Below are 15,871 nucleotides of genomic sequence, written 5' to 3' on the forward strand. Positions count from 1 at the left end.
CCGGCCCCCTGCGAGGACCCGTGTCTGACTCCGCCTTCATCCCCGACGAACTCCAGCGGTACGTCCCCGAGGTCGCCGAGCCCGACGACTTCGACAGGTTCTGGCGGGACACGCTCGCCGAGGCGGCGGCCCGACCGGTGCTCGTCGACGTCCGTCCGGAGCCCACCGACCTGCGACTGCTCGACTCGTGGGACGTCACGTTCGCGGGCTTCGGCGGTGACCCCGTCCGGGCCTGGTACACCCGCCCGGCCGGTCGACCCGAGCCGCTGCCCGCCGTGGTCGAGTACGCCGGGTACGGCCGCGGCCGTGGCCTGCCACACGAGCGGCTGACCTGGCCGGTGGCCGGCTACGCGCACCTGCTGATGGACAACCGGGGTCAGGCGGGTCAGTACGGTGCCGGGGACACCCCCGACCCGCACGGCGCGCCGGGCGGACCCTCGCCGGTCACCTGGGGCATCCACGACCCGCGTGACTACCACTACCGCCGTCTGATCACCGACGCGGTCCGAGCGGTCGAGGCGGTCCGCGCTCTGCCGGGGGTCGACGTCGACCGGGTCACCGTGGTCGGCAACAGCCAGGGCGGCGGTCTGGCCCTGGCGGTGGCCGGTCTCGTCGCCGACCTGAGCGCGGTGCTGACCACCGCGCCGTTCCTCTGCGACATGCGACGGGCCGTCCAGCTCAGCGAACCCGCGCCGTACGGCGAGATCGCGCGTTACCTGGCCGTGCAGCGGGAGGCCGAGGAGTCCGTGTGGCGCACCCTGTCCTACGTCGACGGTGTGAACTTCGCTCGGCGCGCTACGGCGCCCGCGCACTTCGGGGTGGGCCGACGCGACACCGTCTGCCCGCCGCGCACAGCCTTCGCCGCCTACAACCATTACGGCGCCGGCAACGGGAGGCCGGTCCGGCCGGAGCGGGAGATGCACGTCTACCCGTTCAACGGTCACGAGGGCGGTGAGGCCGTCCACGTCCGGCGGCAGCTGCGCTGGCTCGACTCGGTGCTCCAACCCTGACACGTGGCAGGACTCCGCCCCGGGACCGCTGTTCTCTTCACCCGTCGGCGGCGTCGGCCTCGGGCACATGGCGGGGCCGCAAGGATCGACTCGGCGTCCCACCATGGCCGACGCCGGTACCCCTCCATGATCGACGTCGGTGCCCCGCCATGATCGACACGGCTTTCAGGAAACCGGGGTGTCGCACCGGTCCGGACTCCGCGCCTTCCTGGGAAACCGAGTCGATCATGGCGTGAAGCGGCGCGACCACGGCAGCCGGCGCGGGAACGTCCAGGAGACCACCTCAGCGGTGCACAACCCCCGGCCTGAGCGGCCACCGATGATTCATAGTCGTTCGTTGATGCATTGCCGATGTTAGCGATAACACGCTATGGTGCGTCAGGCGGGGTGCAGGGCACACTTCCGCCCACGGCCCATCGGTCCGTCGCGCCAGATCCTCGACGGCCGGTGCCAGGTTCACCGCCACGACCGCCAGTGAAGACGTCCGGTTCCTGGTCGTTGTGCGCACCCCCACCTCCGCGTACCGCGTCGTGGCAAAAACCGTCTCTCGGTGGCCGCCGCCGCGTACCCCCACCAGGAGAAGCCCCATGAGCAGTTCGACCCTCGACCGTCCCGTCCCTCCCCCACCCGCCGCCAGCACGACGACGTCGCGACCCCGATCGGTTCGCCGGTGGTGGGCCGTCCTGGCCGCCGTCGCCGCCATGGTCGCCGCCGTGCCGATCGCGACCACACCAGCGAGCGCGGAATCCAACGGCGGCGTACGCGTGATGCCCCTCGGCGACTCGATCACCGACGGGTTCAACGTTCCCGGCGGTTACCGGATCGAGCTCTGGCAACGGTTCGCGACCGGCGGGTACCGCGTCGACTTCGTCGGCTCCCAGTTCAACGGTCCCGCCAGCCTCGGCGACCACGACCACCAGGGCCATTCCGGCTGGACGATCGCGCAGATCGACGCCAACGTCGTCACCTGGTTGCGGGCCACGAATCCCCGGACCGTGCTGCTGCACATCGGCACCAACGACATGTACGGCGACACGTCGGGCGCCCCGGGTCGGCTTGCCGCACTGGTCGACAAGATCACCAACAACGCACCGAACGCGGACGTGTTCGTCGCGACGATCGTCCCGAAGTCCGGCGCGGACAATCAGGTCCGGGCGTACAACGCCGCGATTCCCGGGATCGTGCAGACCCGGGCCGCCGCCGGGAAACGCGTCCACCTGGTCGACATGTACCGCGCCCTGACGCTCGGCGACCTGGCCGACGGCGTGCACCCCAACGCCACGGGCTACCGCAAGATGGCCGCGGCCTGGTACGACGCGCTGCGGAGCGTGCCCGGCAGCATCGGGGGCGACACACCTCCGACCACCACGCCTCCGACCACCACCCCACCGACCACGCCGCCCGCGTCGGACGGCTGCCGTGTCGCCTACACGGTCAACGCGTGGAACAGCGGTCTCACCGCGTCCATCTCGGTGACCAACACGAGCAGCACAACGGTCAACGGCTGGGCCCTGGCGTTCACGCTCCCGGGCGGGCAGAGCATCACCAGCGGTTGGAACGCCAGCTTCGCCCCGTCCAGCGGAGCGGTCACCGCCCGCAACGTCTCCTACAACGCGACGATCGCGCCGAACACCTCGGTCGACGTCGGCTTCCAGGCAACCCACACGGGCAACGCCGGCCGACCGTCCGCGTTCACCCTCAACGGCATGGCCTGCACGACCGTCTGACACCACCCGTCCGCGGTGCCGGGCAGCAGAAGCTCGGCACCGCGACGGCGAGCGCCCGCCATCGCCGACCACTGGCGGGCGCTCCTCGTCCCGAGGCCGACCCCCTCGTCCACGTCGCCGTGCCCGCGGGCTTCTGGACCTGGATGTCACCGCTGTCCACGAGTACACAGATGACGGGGCGGCGACGGGATCCGTCGCCGCCCCATCAGCGGGTGGTGGTGGTGGTGTTCAGGAGGCGGTGCAGGAGCGCACCACTGGACGGGTCCAGGTGCCGTTGGCCATGGTGGTGAAGCCGAAGACGTTGCCGCTGCCGTTCGACCGCATGGTCATGACGTTCCCGCTGCTGTCCCAGGTCGGGCTGCCGTTCCAGGTGTTGGAGACCTTCTGCGGCGGGGTGACGGCGACCACGACGGTCCAGTTGCTCGCCCCGCTGACGGTCACCTGGCTGTTGAACCGGTCGCCCCATCGAGTGCTGTCCTGCAGGGTAGCGGTGCAACTGCCGCCGGGCGGGGTCGTCGGTGGGGTGGTGGGCGGGGTGGTGGGCGGGTCGGTCGGCGTCGTGCCGTTGTTCAACGCCGCCAGCACTGCGTCGTACGCCGCCTTCTTCTGACCGCTGCTGTTGAACAGCAACGGCGTCTGCGACGCCCGCCACGAGTCACTGTCGCGGATACCCCACACCGTGACGCCGTTGCAGCGGGCCACGGCCAGGCAGTCCTCCACCACGCTGCGGTAGGTGGCCGCCGGCGCGCCCTGGATGTCCAGCTCGGTGACCTGCACGTCCACACCCAGCGCCGCGAAGCTCGACAACGTGGTGCGGTAGTTGCTCACGTACGGCGAGTCGTTGTTGAAGTGCGACTGGAAACCGACGCAGTCGATCGGCACACCACGAGACTTGAAGTCGCGGACCATGTTGTACACAGCCTGCGTCTTGGCGTGCGTCCAGTTGTCGGTGTTGTAGTCGTTGTAACAGAGCTTCGCACCCGGATCAGCCGCACGCGCGGCCCGGAACGCCGCCTCGATCCAGTCGTTGCCCGTGCGCTGAAGGTTCGAGTTACGACGCGCACCGGAGCTGCCGTCCTCGAACGCCTCGTTCACGACGTCCCACGCCACGACCTGACCACGGAAATGCGTGGCCACCTGCGTCACGTGGTTGAGCATCGCCGACCGCAGCGCGCTACCACTCATGCTCTCCATCCACGACGGCTGCTGCGAGTGCCACGCCAGCGTGTGACCCCGCACGCTCATCCCCCGACTCCGTGCGTGGTTCACGATCTGCTCCGCGGCGCCGTAACTGAACCGACCCTGCTGCGGCTCCGTCGCGTCGATCTTCATCTCGTTCTCGGGCGTCACCGAATTGAACTCACGGTTGAGGATCGTCGTGTAGTTGCCGTCGGACAACCTGCTCGCCGCCACCGCCGTACCGAAATACCGGCCCTTCTCCGCGGCAGAAGCGCCAAGGGTCGTCCCGGCGCTCGCCGTGCCGGGCAGGAACGCGGCGCTCGTGGCGGCGAGCAGAGCCGCGGCGGCGAGAACGATCGCCGTACGCGCTCGGGGGCCCGTCCGTGGACGGGTGTCCCCCTGGCACCTTTCGGTCATGTCTCTTCCTTCCGTGGGGCCCGGGGCGGGGCAACTGACGTACCGCTCCGGCGGTGGTGGGTGCCGGGCCGGGACCGCGCACGGAAAAGGCGTCCGGGGAGAGGCGCCAACCCCTCGGTCATCGACTCCGGTGGATGAGGAGTATGTCAGCGCCACTCATCGACGAGCAAGAATTTCCGGAAGTTTAACGAGACGTGGACCGCCCCGGTCATCACGCCAAGAGACCGCTGCCCAGGTGGCACCCCGTGCCGCAGGAAGGTGAGGTCGTGTGCATCGAACCGGGAGGAGGCAAGGGGAACGCGCCGCCGCAAGTTCCGGAACTTCTTCCGCAACAGCCACCCGCCCGTACGGGCAGAGCGACGTTCCCGCTAGATGATCACCGAGCACCGGCGGGGTAGAGCCTGCTCACGGTCTCGGCCACGCAGACGGGCTTGCCGCCGCTGTCGCTCTCCACGGTGACCGTCGCGACCAGCTGCACACCGCCGCTGACCGGCGACACCTCGGCGATGACGACGGTGGCGCGCACGGCGGCGCCGACCCGGACCGGCGCGGGAAAACGCACCTTGTTCAGCCCGTAGTTGACCCCCATGGCCACCCCCTCGACCCGGTAGAGCCGGCCAGCCAGGGCCGGCAGCAGCGACAGGGTCAGGTAGCCGTGGGCGATCGTGCCGCCGAACGGCCCCGCCGCGGCCCGCTCCGGGTCGAGGTGGATCCACTGGTGGTCGTCGGTGGCGTCGGCGAAGAGGTCGACGCGGCTCTGCTCGATGCGCTGCCACGGGCCGGGCCCGATGGTCTCGCCGACAGCGGCGGTCAGCTCCTCGAACGAGCTGAAGACTCTCATGCCGGATCTCCTTGGAGCTAGAAGGCGTTGACGCCGGTGAGCGCGCGTCCGATGAGGAGTTGCTGGATCTGGCTGGTGCCCTCGTAGAGGGTGGCGACCCGGGCGTCGCGCAGGTACTTGCCGACCGGGTACTCGTCGATGTAGCCGTACCCGCCGAACACCTGGACCGCGTTGTTGGCCGCGCGGACGGCGGCCTCGCTGGCGAAGAGCTTGGCCATCGACGCCTCGGTGGCGAACGGCTGGTCGCGGTCGATCAGGTCGGCCACCTGCCACACCAGCAGCCGGGCGGCGGCGGTGTCCACCGCGATGGCGGCGAGGAGCTGCTGGACGAGCTGGTGCCCGGCGATCGGCTTGCCGAACTGGGTCCGCTGCCCGGCGTAGCCGACCGCCGCGTCGAGGCAGCCCTGGGCGATGCCGACGCACCCGGCGGCCACCGACATCCGCCCCTTGGCGAGGGTGGCCAGGGCCAGCCGAAACCCGCCGCCCTCGGGGCCGAGGCGGGCCGCGTCGGGCACGCGTACCTCATCGAAGCCCAACTCGCCGGTGGCCTGGCCCCGCAGGCCCAGCTTGCCGTGGATCTCGCGTCGGGTCAGCCCCGGGCTGTCGGTGGGCACCAGGAACGCGGTGATGCCCCGGTGCCCGGGGCCGCCGGTCCGGGCGAAGACCAGCGCGACGTCGGCGGTGGTGCCGTTGGTGATGAACGTCTTCGTTCCGGTGAGCAGCCAGTCGTCGCCGTCGCGGACCGCGCGGGTGCGCAGCGCCGCGGCGTCCGAGCCGCTGTCCGGCTCGGTCAGTGCGAAACAGCCGAGGGCGGTGCCGGCGCAGAGTCGGGGCAGCCACTCGGCCCGCTGCTCGGCCGACCCGTGGGCGGCAATGGACTTCGCGACCAGGCCGAGGGAGACCGAGACGATGCCGCGCACCGCCGAGTCGCCCCGGCCGAGCTCCTCCAGGACCAGGCAGTACGCGAGGTGGTCGCCACCGGAGCCGCCGTCGGCCTCGGCGATGGTCAGCCCCAGGAAGCCCAGGTCACCGAGCTTGCCGACGATGGCGGGGTCGACCGACTCACGTCGATCCCAGGCGGCCGCGTGCGGCAACAGCTCCCGGTCGGCGAACTCGGCGGCCAGTTGGCGCACCGCCGCCTGCTCGGCGGAGAGAGTGAGCTCCATGACGCTTAAACTAGCGGTGATAGTTTACCGCGTCCAGACCGGACGATCACCGATCCGAGGCCAGCCCGACCTGCCGCTCGGTGGCGAACGCCCGCGCCAGCTCGGTACGCGAGCGGATGCCCAGCCGGTGGAAGACGTTGCGCAGGTGATGGTCGACCGTACGGGTGGAGAGGAACATCCGGGCCGCGATCTCACGGTTGGTCGCCCCCTCCGCGACCAGCTCGGCGATCTTCAGTTGCTGGCCGGTCAGCAGCCGCGCCGCCGGCAGGTCCGGCGGACCGACCGACTCCCCGGCCGCCCGCAGCTCGGTGGTCGCCTGCTCGGCCCAGCAACTCACCCCGAGCAGCGTGAACATCTCACGGGCCTGGTGCAGGTGCGTACGCGCGTCGCGCGGGCGCCGGCTGCGGCGCAGTTCCTGACCGAAGAGCAGCTCGGTGCGGGCCCGTTCGAACGTGCCGGCCTCCGTCGGGTGCAGCCGCAGCGCCGTCTGGAACTCCTGCTCGGCCTCGGGGCCGCCGCGCGGCGCGAGCAACGCGTGGCACCGGGCGGACAGGGCCCGGCGCAACGGGCTCGCGGTGCTGCTGGCCCACCTGTCGAACACGGCGAGCGCAGCCGTCGCCGCAGGTCGGCAGGGCAGGTGGGCCGCCGCCTCCACCAGGTAGGGGGTGGCCATCACCTGCACGAGAACCTGACCGCGCCCGGTGCCCAGCCGGGCCAGTGACGCCAGCCGGTTCGCGGCCTCGGCGTGCCGGCCGTCGACCAGGTCGAGCACCGCGAGGGCCCACCCGGCGAACGCGTGCGGACGGCTGCCCGGCGTCGGCGTCTCGCCCATCTCGCGGATGCGCCGCAGGCTGGTGTCCCGGTCGGCCCGCACGGCGGCGAGCACGGCGAGCATGCCGAGGTGGACGTTGGCGCAGTTGGCCTGACCGGTGGCCCGGGCGACCCGCAGCCCGTCGCGGGAGGTTTCCGCCGCCGCCTCGTGCCGGCCCAGCCAGTACTCGGCGACCGCCCGCAACTCCAGCGCCCGGGACAGCATGGACAGCTCACCCCGCTCCCGGGCCAGCGCGACGGCGCGATCGGCGAGCCGGTGTGCCGCGCCGTCCACGGCGACCACCAGGCCGGCAGCCGCGGCACAGCTCAGCGCGGTGGGGGTCAACGCCGACCCGGTCAGTCGGCCACCCAGCACGACGGCGCGACGCAGCGCGGGGCCGGCCCGCTCGTGGTCGCCCCGCAGGGTGGCCGCCACCCCGCCGACCAGACTGCCCATCAGCTCCATGGATGGAGGATCGTTCGGCCGCCGCAACGCCGACGCCCGGCGGCCGACCTCGGCGTACCGGTACTGGTCACCGGCGAAGCAGACGGCCTCGCCGGCCCGCACCAGCCCGGACATCGCCAGCGCGCGGTCGGTGCCGGCGACCGCTTCGGCCGAGGCCAGCAATCTGGCCGACGCCCGTGCGGCGGTGCCGCACCGCAGCTCCAACTCACCGCGCAGCAGGTCGGCGTGGCTCCGGATGGCCGGGTCCCGGTAGACGGCGCGGAGACGGTCGAGCAGGAGCCGGGCCACGTCGGGCTGGCCCCCGGTCCAGGCGTAGTGGGCGGCGGTCAGCAGGCGGGCGGCCGACTGGGTCGGTTGGTCGCTGAGATCGGCGGCCCAGCGCAGCGCCGCCGACGCGGTGGCCCAACCGTCAGCGCCGCCGGCTGCCGCCGCTTCCAGCTCGTCGGCGAGGGCGGGATCGGTGCCCGCCGCCGCGGCGGCGAGGTGCATCGCCCGGCGCAGCCGCTGCCCGTCGGCCACCAGCACAGCGGCGAGCAGTCGGTGCGCCGCGCGCCGCTCCGCGAGTGGGGCGCTGGCCGCGATCATCGTGCGCACCAGGGGCTGAGCAAAGGTGACGCCTCGCGGCTCGACGCGGACCAGGCCGGCGACCTCCGCCGGGGCGAGCGCCTCGATCTCGGACCCGGCGGCTGCCGCAGCCCGGATCAGGGTGCCCGGCTCGCCGTCCTCGTCGAGCGCCGCGAGCAGCAGCATCCGGCGGGTATCCGGTGGCAGCCGGTCCAGCCGGGCCCGGTACGCCCGGCCCAGAGCACCGTCCGCCGGTGGCGCGGCGGGTAGCGACTCCTCCCCCCGCCACTGGCCCGGGGTGAGCACGTCGGCGAGATCCACCAGGGCCTGCGGGTTCCCGCCGCCGATCGCGGCCAGCGCGGTCAGGACCGACTCGGCAGGCCGCTCGGGAAGCCGGTCGCCGCTGCCCCGCTCGATCAACGATCGGAGCCGGTCGGTGAGGACGGCAGCGCTCTCGTGCTCGGTCAGGGCGCGAAGTCGGTGTGCCGGTATCCCGTCGACAGTGGCGGTCACGTCCGCGGTGAGCAGGATGGCAATCGGCAGGTGCCGCAGCCTGCGGGCCACGAAGGCCAGCACCTGGGCGGTCTGCGGGTCACCTCGGTCGACGTCGTCCATCGTGGCGAGCAGCGGACGGTCGCCCACGGCGGCGGTGAGCAACCCGAGCACCGCCATCGACAGCGTCAGCCGGCGGTCAGACGGGCAGCTCTCGCCGCCCAGCGCCCGCCGCAGCAACAGGCGCTGCTCGTCCGGCAGGACGGTGGCCCGGTCGAGCACCGGGTCGACCAGACGTTGCAGGCCGGCATAGGGCAGGGTGGCTTCCTCGGCGAGCCCGCTCCCGGCGAGAACGGTGCAGCCCTCGGCGTGCCGGTGGGCGTAGCCGACCAGCGCCGTCCGACCCGATCCGGGCTCACCGTGCAGCAGCAGGGCACCGCCGCCGTGGGGCATGCCGTCGAGGAGGCTCCGGACCGACCGGCGCTCGTCGTCCCGGCCACGCAGCACGGTTAGTTGCACTCTCGATGCAGTAACCATGCATGTCAGTGTCACTCATCGGAAACCGAATGGAAAGAGGGGGCGATTCGGGCCGGACCGGAGTCAGTCGGCCGAGACCTCCGCCAACAGGGCCCCCACCGTCCGGGTCATCACCGCGCGGGCCTGGTCCACGCCCAACCCGAGGCCGTAGCGCAGCATCGACCAGGCCGGCCACATGCTCGCCGCGACCAGGGCGTTGAGCAGTTGCTCGCGACCCCGGCCGGCCTGGGCCAACTCGGCGGCGAAGAGCTCCTCGACCTCGTCGCGGACCCGGTCGATGTGCTTGAGGCGGTTGCGGTGCAGTTGGTCGGAGACCGGCTCGCGCATCTGCGCGGCACGCGCCGACGGCGTGATGAGCTGGAGCAGCCGGGCTCGTTGCCGGCAGTACGCGTCGACCCGCTTCGCCAGCGGCAACCCGGGCGAGACCGGCCGGTAGGCGGCGTCCTGCTGGCGGAGCACCTCCGCGCCGCTCGCCTCGAAGAGCGTCTCCATGTCCTTGAAATTGGTCCAGAGCGTCCGCAGCGAGATGCCGGCCCGTTCGGCGATGCGCTCCCCGGTCGGGCGGAGGTCCCCCTCGCCGATGAGCGCGAGATGAGCCTCGACGATGGCCGCGCGGGTGCGCTCGGCCCGGGCGGTACGCCCGTCCACCCGGCTCGCGACCTCGACCCCGTCCATCCGCCCCCGCCCTCTCACCGCCACGGCGCCTCCTGACGCACCGCCGAGTCTAGACAGGCGGTGATCAGCGGTTCCGAGCCGACCGCCGGGGCTGTCATCCGGCTCGACCGGTCAGCGAGACGCCGCCGTCGCAGACGATGGTCTGCCCGGTGATCCAGCTGGCGTCGTCGGAGGCGAGGAAGGCGACAGCGCCCGCCACGTCCTGCGGCAGGCCGAGGCGGCCCAGCGGGTACCGTGCCGCGACCTCGTCCTCGCGACCCTCGTAGAGCGCGGCGGCGAAGCGGGTCTTCACGACGCCGGGGGCGACGGCGTTGACCCGGACCGTCGGCCCCAGCTCCACGGCGAGACCGGCGGTGAGGTGGTTGAGCGCCGCCTTGCTCACCCCGTAGAAGGCGATGCCGGGCGACGGCGTGACACCGGCGATCGACGAGACGTTGACCACGCAGCCGCCGCGCTCGGTCATGCCGGCGGCACACACCTCCTGCGCCCAGCCGAGTGTGGCGACGACGTTGACGTCCAGGATCTTGCGGGCCGCGGCCAGGTCCAGCCCGATCAGCGGACCGTGCACCGGGTTGATGCCGGTGTTGTTGACCAGCAGGTCCACCGGCCCGAACGCCTCACTGACCTGGTGCACCGCCTGGACGCGATGCTCGGGGTCGTCGGAGCGGCCGGGCACGCCGACGGCGTACGCCGGCCCGCCCAGGGCGGCGACCGCCTCGGCGAGCGCCTCGGGATGTCGGGCGGTCAGCCCGACCCGGGCGCCTTCGGCGACGAGGCGTTGGGCGATGGCCAGGCCGATGCCGCGGCTGGCGCCGGTCACGATGGCGACGCGTTTCGCGAGCCGACCCGAATATGCATTCACGGTGCAGATAGTAGGAGGACTGATCGGTGTCGGTCAACGTCCCGGACAGCCGGTCGGGAGACCCGGTGACCCGAGCGCGCACAGCCGTCCGACCGGGCGTGGTCACGCGAGACCACACCCGGTCGGGCGTCGCTGGTACGGGTTCTCAGGAGACGGTCGGCACCCCGTTCGCCGGCGGCGCGGCCGGGGTGGCGGTGTACTCGTTGACCGCCCCGTCCGCCTCGTCGGTCTCGTACGCGGGCCCGAAGTAGGTCTGCACTCCCCCGGTCACCCGGCTCAGCCGCTGGCCTCCGTAGCCGGAGTGGTCCTTGGCGGAGAATCGCAGCGGCACCAGCCCGGGGCCCTGGAAGCCGCCCTTCTGCACGGCGTCCAGCACCTTCTCCCGGGTGACGTCCTTGCCGGCGGCGAGCAGCACCTGCACGAAGAGGTAGCCGACCGACATGCCGTAGACGGTGTTGCCGTCGAACGGCGCGTCCCCGTTGTGCTCCTTGTTGATTTTCGTGAAGAGCTGGATCCACGGGTTCGCGGTGTCGTTCTGCATCGGCAGGTAGTTGGTGCCGACCATGCCCTCCAGCAGCGGGGCGGCGGCACCGAGCTGCTTGGCCAGGGTCGGGTGGTCGGCGCCGACGTTGGACACCAGCCACTGCGGCTTGAAGCCCAGCCGAGCGGCGGTGCCGACGGAGAGCGCGGTGAAGCCGGGCACGGTGGCGAGCACGACGACCTGGCAACCGGCCGCCTTGAACGCGCCGATCTGCGGCGCCACGTTGGTGTTGCTGGTGACGTACGTCTGCTTGACCGCCACGGCCGACGCACCGAGCACCTTCTCCACGCCGGCCAGGCTGTCCCGGCCGAAGTCGTCGTCCTGGCCGAGGAAGCAGACCTTCTGACCGGCCAGGTTCGTCTTCGCGTAGGTGGCAAGGATCTTGCCCTCCACCGTGTAGTCCGGGTTGAACCCGAACGTGCCGGGATACTTGTCCGGCTGGTCCCAGCTGCGGCTGCCGGAGGCGACGAAGAGGTCCGGGACCCGGTTGGTCTTCAGGAAGTCGAGCACGCCACTGTGCGTCGGTGTGCCGAGGCCGTTGAGGATCGCGAAGACCTTGTCCTGGAGGACGAGCTGACGGACCACCTGCTGGGTGTTCGCCGGGTTGTAGCCGTCGTCCATGACCTTGTAGGTGATCTTCCGACCGTGCACACCGCCGTTGGCGTTGACGTAGTCGAAGTACGCCTTCGTCGCCGGAGCGATCTTCGAGTAGCCGGCCGAGGCCGGCCCGGTGAGCGGCATGTGGGTGCCGACGACGATCTCGGTGTCGGTCACGCCCGGCACCGACGCCGCGCCGGGACCGGAGCCGTCGTCGCCGCTGCAACCAGCGGCGGCGGCCAACAGGGCGATGGTGCTGGCGATCGCGAGACCACGTTGTGCCAAACGGTGCATGGAGAACACCGACCTTTCTCGGTCCGGTTCGGGGAACGGTGTGTGTGGTGGAACGCCCGGCCGGGGCCGGGCGCGGAGCAGCTCAGGAACGCCGGGCCCGCAGGCGCCGACCAAGACGGGACAGCAGCCCGTGGATGCCACCGGGTGCGGCGATCATGACGACGATCAGGGTGAGGCCGAAGATCGCCAGCGGCAGGTTTCCCTCCAGCCGCTGCGCCACCGCGGGCGAGAGCGTGAGCATCTCGGTCGCGGAGTGGGTGAGGTCGGGCAGGGCGACCAGCAGGACGGCCCCCCAGAGCGCGCCGGTGAGCCGGCCGAGACCGCCGATCACCACGGCCATCAGCAGGAACAGCGACAGGGTCAACGAGAACGCCCCGGGCGAGACGCTCTGCGCGAGCACCGCCAGCAACGCCCCGCCGAGCCCGGCGGTGGCGGCACTGACCACGAATGCGAGGACCTGGGTGCGGGCCACGTGGATGCCGGCGAGGCGGGCCGCCACCTCGTCGTCCCGGACCGCCCGGAAGGTGCGCCCGTACCGGCTGCGGATGAGGTTGGCCAGCAGCAGCAGGGCGAGCAGGGTTGCCGCGCCGGTGAGCCAGAGCTGCCACCGCTCGTAGGGGAAGTACGGGCCGAGCGACATCGGCGGCGGCTCCACCGGCACCGACAGCCCCTGCTCGCCGTTGAAGACGCCGTCGAAGGTGACGGCCAACGCCGGCACGACGACGGCCACCGCCAGGGTGACCCCGGCCAGGTAGGGACCACGCAGCCGGGCCGCCGCCACGCCGACGACCGCGCCGACCGCGACAGTGCTGACGATCGCCGCGACCAGCGAGAGCGGCAACAGCCAGCCGCTGGTCATCCCCCGGTCGGAGAACGCGTTCTGGCACAGGGCCACGGTGTACGCCCCGGTGGCCATCAACGCGCCGTGCCCGAGCGACAGTTGACCGTTGAGGCCGGTGAGGACGGTCAGCCCGGCGGTCGCGCACAGGTAGGCCGCCACTGTGGCGAGCTGGAAGTTGCGGAACGGCTCGACGGCGTAGCTGACCCCGACCAGCAGGAGCCCGACGACGAGCACGATCGCGAGGTGGCGCAGCAGGGTCGAGCCACGTCGACGGTCGACGGGGCGGTCAGCGGGGTCGTCCGGCCGTTGCTTCGGCGGCACGGCCGCCGTCGTGGCGCTCACACTCGCCTCGCCGCGACCGGGGCGAACAACCCACCGGGCCGGACCAGCAGCACCGCCAGCAGCAGGACCAGCACCGCGAGCGGCGTGAGGTCACTGCCGGCGTAACCGCTCACGTAGGAGAGCAACAGACCCACCACCAGGCCACCGACCACCGCCCCCGGTGGGCTGTCCAGCCCACCGACCACCGCCGCGGTGAACGCGGAGACGAACACCAGATCCATCGCGTGCGGGTGCAGGCCCAGCTCGGTCGGGATGACCAGCATGGCGGCCAGCGCGCCCACCCCGGAGGCGAGCGCCCACCCGAGGGTCAACATGCCACCGACGTTGACCCCGAGCAGCCGGGACACCTCGGGGGCGAAGGCCGCCGCGCGCATCCGCAACCCCACCGGGGTACGGGCGAACATCCAGGCCAGCCCGCTGACCACCACCCCGATCGTGGCGAAGACGAACAGGTCGTACGGCGACAGCACGGCCACCCCACCCACGGTGAGAGCGGACCGACTGAACGGCGCCTCGGCGGGGCGGAACTCGTTGCCGTACACCATGCCCAGCACTGCCTGGATCAACAGCACCAGACCGAGCGCGACGATCACGGGGTTGAGGTGTGAGGCGTGGTCGACGTGCCGCATCACGACGCGGTCCACCAGCGCACCGAGCAACAGGCCGGCGACGAGCGCGACCGCGAAGCCCAACCAGTAGGAACCGGTCGCGGCGGAGACGGTGTAGGCGACGTACGCGGCGGCGACGGCCATCGCGCCCTGGGCGAAGTTGACGACCCGCGCCGCCCGCCAGATGAGCACCAGGGCCAGCGCGAACGCGGCGTACACCGCGCCTCGGGACAGGCCGTCGATGGTGAGGAAGACGAAGCGGTCCAACAGTCCTCCTTCCGGGGACGAGGTGGTGGTCAGAAACCGAGGTACGCGTGGCGCAGGTCGACGTCGTCACGAAGCTTCGCCGCCGGGGCGGCGATCACCACCCGGCCGAGGGACATCACGACGCCCTGGTCGGCGACGGCGAGTGCGCTGCGGACGTTCTGCTCGACCAGCAGCACGGTCAGGCCGGTGCGGTCGCGTAGCTGACGGAGCAGGGCCATGGTCCGGGCGACGACCCGCGGCGCCAGGCCGAGCGACGGCTCGTCGAGCAGCAGCAGGCGGGGTCGGCCGACGAGGGCCCGACCGAGCGCGAGCATCTGCCGTTCACCGCCGGAGAGCTGGTGGCCGAGGTGCCGGCGTCGCCGGGCCAGGGGCTCGAAGAGTTCGTAGACCTCGTCGAGGGCACGCCCGGCGTCGGCCCGGTCGCGCCGCCACAACCCGCCGAGGCGCAGGTTCTCGTCGACCGTCAGCTCGCTGATCACGCCCCGTCCCTCCGGCACGTGCGCCATGCCGCGTCGGACGAGCTGCTCCACCGGCGTGCCGCGCAGGTCCTCCCCGGCGAGGAGCACCTGGCCGGCGACCGGGCGGATCATGCCGGAGAGCGCGCGCAGCAGTGTGGTCTTGCCGGCGCCGTTGGCGCCGACGACCGCGGCGATCGTGCCGGCCGGGACAGTGAGGTCGATGGCCTGCAACACGGGCGCGGCACCGTAACCGGCCACCAGCCCGCGCACCACGAGCAGGTCGGGTGTGCTGCCCGCGCTCACGGGTAGGCCTCCTCGACGGCGGCGCCGAGGTAGGCGTCCGTCACAGCCAGGTCGTCGCGGATCTCGTCGGGGGTGCCGGCGGCGATAACCCGGCCGAAGTCGAGCACCACGAGCTCGTCGCAGACCGCCATCACCAGGTCCATGTGGTGTTCGACCAGCAGCACCGCACAGGGGTTGTCGTCGCGTCGGGGCAGCTGCCGGACCAGCTCGGCCAGCTCGGCGATGTCGTCGGCACCGAGGCCACCGGCGGGTTCGTCGAGCAGCAGCAGCCGGGGCCGCGCGGCGAGCGCACGGGCCAGGGCGACCCGCTGACGTACGGCGAAGGGCAGTGTGGTCGGTGCGGCCTCGGCGTGCCCGGCGATCCCCAGGTCGTCGAGGATGTCCAGGGCGTCGCGGCGCAGTCGGCGCTCGTCGCGGTCGCTGGCCGGCAGCCCGAGCAGCGCCGGGACGAAGCCCGCCCGGGCGGTGTGGGAGGCGCCGGTCATCACGTTCTCCAGCACGGTCAGACCGGCGAAGAGCCCGGTCCCCTGGAGGGTCCGGGCGATGCCGAGCCGGGTCAGCCGGTGCGGCCGTGGCCGCAGCGGTCGACCGTCGAGGGTGAGCGAACCCGTCTCCGGTGCGACGAAGCCGCAGATCACGTTGAACAAGGTGGTCTTGCCGGCGCCGTTGGGCCCGATGACGCCCACCACCCGGTTGGGTGGCACCCGCAGTGAGACGTCGTCGAGGGCGGTGAGGCCGCCGAAACGGACGCCGATGTGGTGCAGTTCGAGGCCGCGCTCCATCACCCATCCCTCTGTCGTGGCGGGTGTTTATTTACACTCGCAGTGTACGTTTCTCGGGTATCGCGTCAAGACCTTCAATACCCGGCCACACA

At 71.9% G+C, this 15,871-nt stretch carries 13 protein-coding genes; 2 read left to right on the top strand and 11 right to left on the bottom strand.

Translation table 11 applies throughout. The features are described from left to right. The first annotated feature begins 20 nt into the window (after window positions 1–20). Window positions 21–1,010, top strand: coding sequence for an acetylxylan esterase (locus HNR22_RS06425; RefSeq protein WP_179779534.1), 990 nt, complete (start codon window positions 21–23; stop codon window positions 1,008–1,010). 587 nt (window positions 1,011–1,597) lie between these two features. Next, window positions 1,598–2,737 (top strand): cellulose binding domain-containing protein, encoded by a 1,140-nt coding sequence (locus tag HNR22_RS06430; protein ID WP_179779535.1) that lies wholly within the window; start codon window positions 1,598–1,600, stop codon window positions 2,735–2,737. Between the two features lie 228 nt (window positions 2,738–2,965). Here the strand turns inward: HNR22_RS06430 and HNR22_RS06435 are convergent, their stop codons facing one another. The 11 genes from HNR22_RS06435 to HNR22_RS06485 all read right to left on the bottom strand — a co-directional run bounded on the left by HNR22_RS06435 (window position 2,966) and on the right by HNR22_RS06485 (window position 15,779). Next, window positions 2,966–4,333 carry a glycoside hydrolase family 10 protein gene (locus HNR22_RS06435; protein WP_179779536.1) on the bottom strand — a complete coding sequence of 456 codons (1,368 nt, stop codon included), beginning with the start codon at window positions 4,331–4,333 and terminating at the stop codon, window positions 2,966–2,968. 376 nt (window positions 4,334–4,709) lie between these two features. Then, window positions 4,710–5,174 carry a MaoC family dehydratase gene (locus tag HNR22_RS06440; protein WP_179779537.1) on the bottom strand — a complete coding sequence of 155 codons (465 nt, stop codon included), beginning with the start codon at window positions 5,172–5,174 and terminating at the stop codon, window positions 4,710–4,712. 17 nt (window positions 5,175–5,191) lie between these two features. Beyond that, window positions 5,192–6,340 (bottom strand): acyl-CoA dehydrogenase family protein, encoded by a 1,149-nt coding sequence (locus HNR22_RS06445; RefSeq protein WP_179779538.1) that lies wholly within the window; start codon window positions 6,338–6,340, stop codon window positions 5,192–5,194. A 46-nt stretch (window positions 6,341–6,386) separates the two neighbouring features. Then, window positions 6,387–9,209, bottom strand: coding sequence for an AAA family ATPase (locus HNR22_RS06450; protein ID WP_179779539.1), 2,823 nt, complete (start codon window positions 9,207–9,209; stop codon window positions 6,387–6,389). Window positions 9,210–9,272: 63 nt separating this feature from the next. Then, window positions 9,273–9,884 carry a TetR/AcrR family transcriptional regulator gene (locus HNR22_RS06455; RefSeq protein ID WP_179783435.1) on the bottom strand — a complete coding sequence of 204 codons (612 nt, stop codon included), beginning with the start codon at window positions 9,882–9,884 and terminating at the stop codon, window positions 9,273–9,275. A 94-nt stretch (window positions 9,885–9,978) separates the two neighbouring features. Continuing rightward, window positions 9,979–10,746 carry a glucose 1-dehydrogenase gene (locus HNR22_RS06460; protein WP_179779540.1) on the bottom strand — a complete coding sequence of 256 codons (768 nt, stop codon included), beginning with the start codon at window positions 10,744–10,746 and terminating at the stop codon, window positions 9,979–9,981. 145 nt (window positions 10,747–10,891) lie between these two features. Beyond that, complete coding sequence (locus HNR22_RS06465; RefSeq protein WP_179779541.1) at window positions 10,892–12,178, bottom strand: ABC transporter substrate-binding protein; 1,287 nt, start codon at window positions 12,176–12,178, stop codon at window positions 10,892–10,894. 82 nt (window positions 12,179–12,260) lie between these two features. Further along, a complete protein-coding gene (locus HNR22_RS06470) occupies window positions 12,261–13,361 on the bottom strand; it encodes an ABC transporter permease subunit (RefSeq protein ID WP_179779542.1) in 1,101 nt (366 codons plus the stop codon). Continuing rightward, the gene (locus tag HNR22_RS06475) at window positions 13,358–14,236 is read right to left on the bottom strand and encodes a branched-chain amino acid ABC transporter permease (RefSeq protein WP_179779543.1); all 879 of its coding nucleotides are present in this window, start codon (window positions 14,234–14,236) and stop codon (window positions 13,358–13,360) included. The genes HNR22_RS06470 and HNR22_RS06475 overlap by 4 nt, the downstream gene beginning before the upstream one ends. 29 nt (window positions 14,237–14,265) lie before the next feature. Beyond that, window positions 14,266–14,997, bottom strand: a complete 732-nt coding sequence (locus HNR22_RS06480) for an ABC transporter ATP-binding protein (RefSeq protein ID WP_343059705.1) — start codon at window positions 14,995–14,997, stop codon at window positions 14,266–14,268. Then, window positions 14,994–15,779, bottom strand: a complete 786-nt coding sequence (locus HNR22_RS06485) for an ABC transporter ATP-binding protein (protein ID WP_179779544.1) — start codon at window positions 15,777–15,779, stop codon at window positions 14,994–14,996. The genes HNR22_RS06480 and HNR22_RS06485 overlap by 4 nt, the downstream gene beginning before the upstream one ends. Window positions 15,780–15,871 lie beyond the last annotated feature (92 nt).

Origin of the sequence: Micromonospora jinlongensis (assembly GCF_013410645.1) — a bacterium.
Taxonomy (GTDB): domain Bacteria; phylum Actinomycetota; class Actinomycetes; order Mycobacteriales; family Micromonosporaceae; genus Micromonospora; species Micromonospora zamorensis.

Bases quoted from the DNA above. Each gene is read 5' to 3' on its own strand.
- HNR22_RS06435 (WP_179779536.1), bottom strand. From the start codon at position 4,333: ATGACCGAAAGGTGCCAGGGGGACACCCGTCCACGGACGGGCCCCCGA.
- HNR22_RS06450 (WP_179779539.1), bottom strand. From the start codon at position 9,209: ATGGTTACTGCATCGAGAGTGCAACTAACCGTGCTGCGTGGCCGGGAC.
- HNR22_RS06485 (WP_179779544.1), bottom strand. From the start codon at position 15,779: ATGGAGCGCGGCCTCGAACTGCACCACATCGGCGTCCGTTTCGGCGGC.
- HNR22_RS06445 (WP_179779538.1), bottom strand. From the start codon at position 6,340: ATGGAGCTCACTCTCTCCGCCGAGCAGGCGGCGGTGCGCCAACTGGCC.
- HNR22_RS06430 (WP_179779535.1), top strand. From the start codon at position 1,598: ATGAGCAGTTCGACCCTCGACCGTCCCGTCCCTCCCCCACCCGCCGCC.
- HNR22_RS06440 (WP_179779537.1), bottom strand. From the start codon at position 5,174: ATGAGAGTCTTCAGCTCGTTCGAGGAGCTGACCGCCGCTGTCGGCGAG.
- HNR22_RS06465 (WP_179779541.1), bottom strand. From the start codon at position 12,178: ATGCACCGTTTGGCACAACGTGGTCTCGCGATCGCCAGCACCATCGCC.
- HNR22_RS06455 (WP_179783435.1), bottom strand. From the start codon at position 9,884: ATGGACGGGGTCGAGGTCGCGAGCCGGGTGGACGGGCGTACCGCCCGG.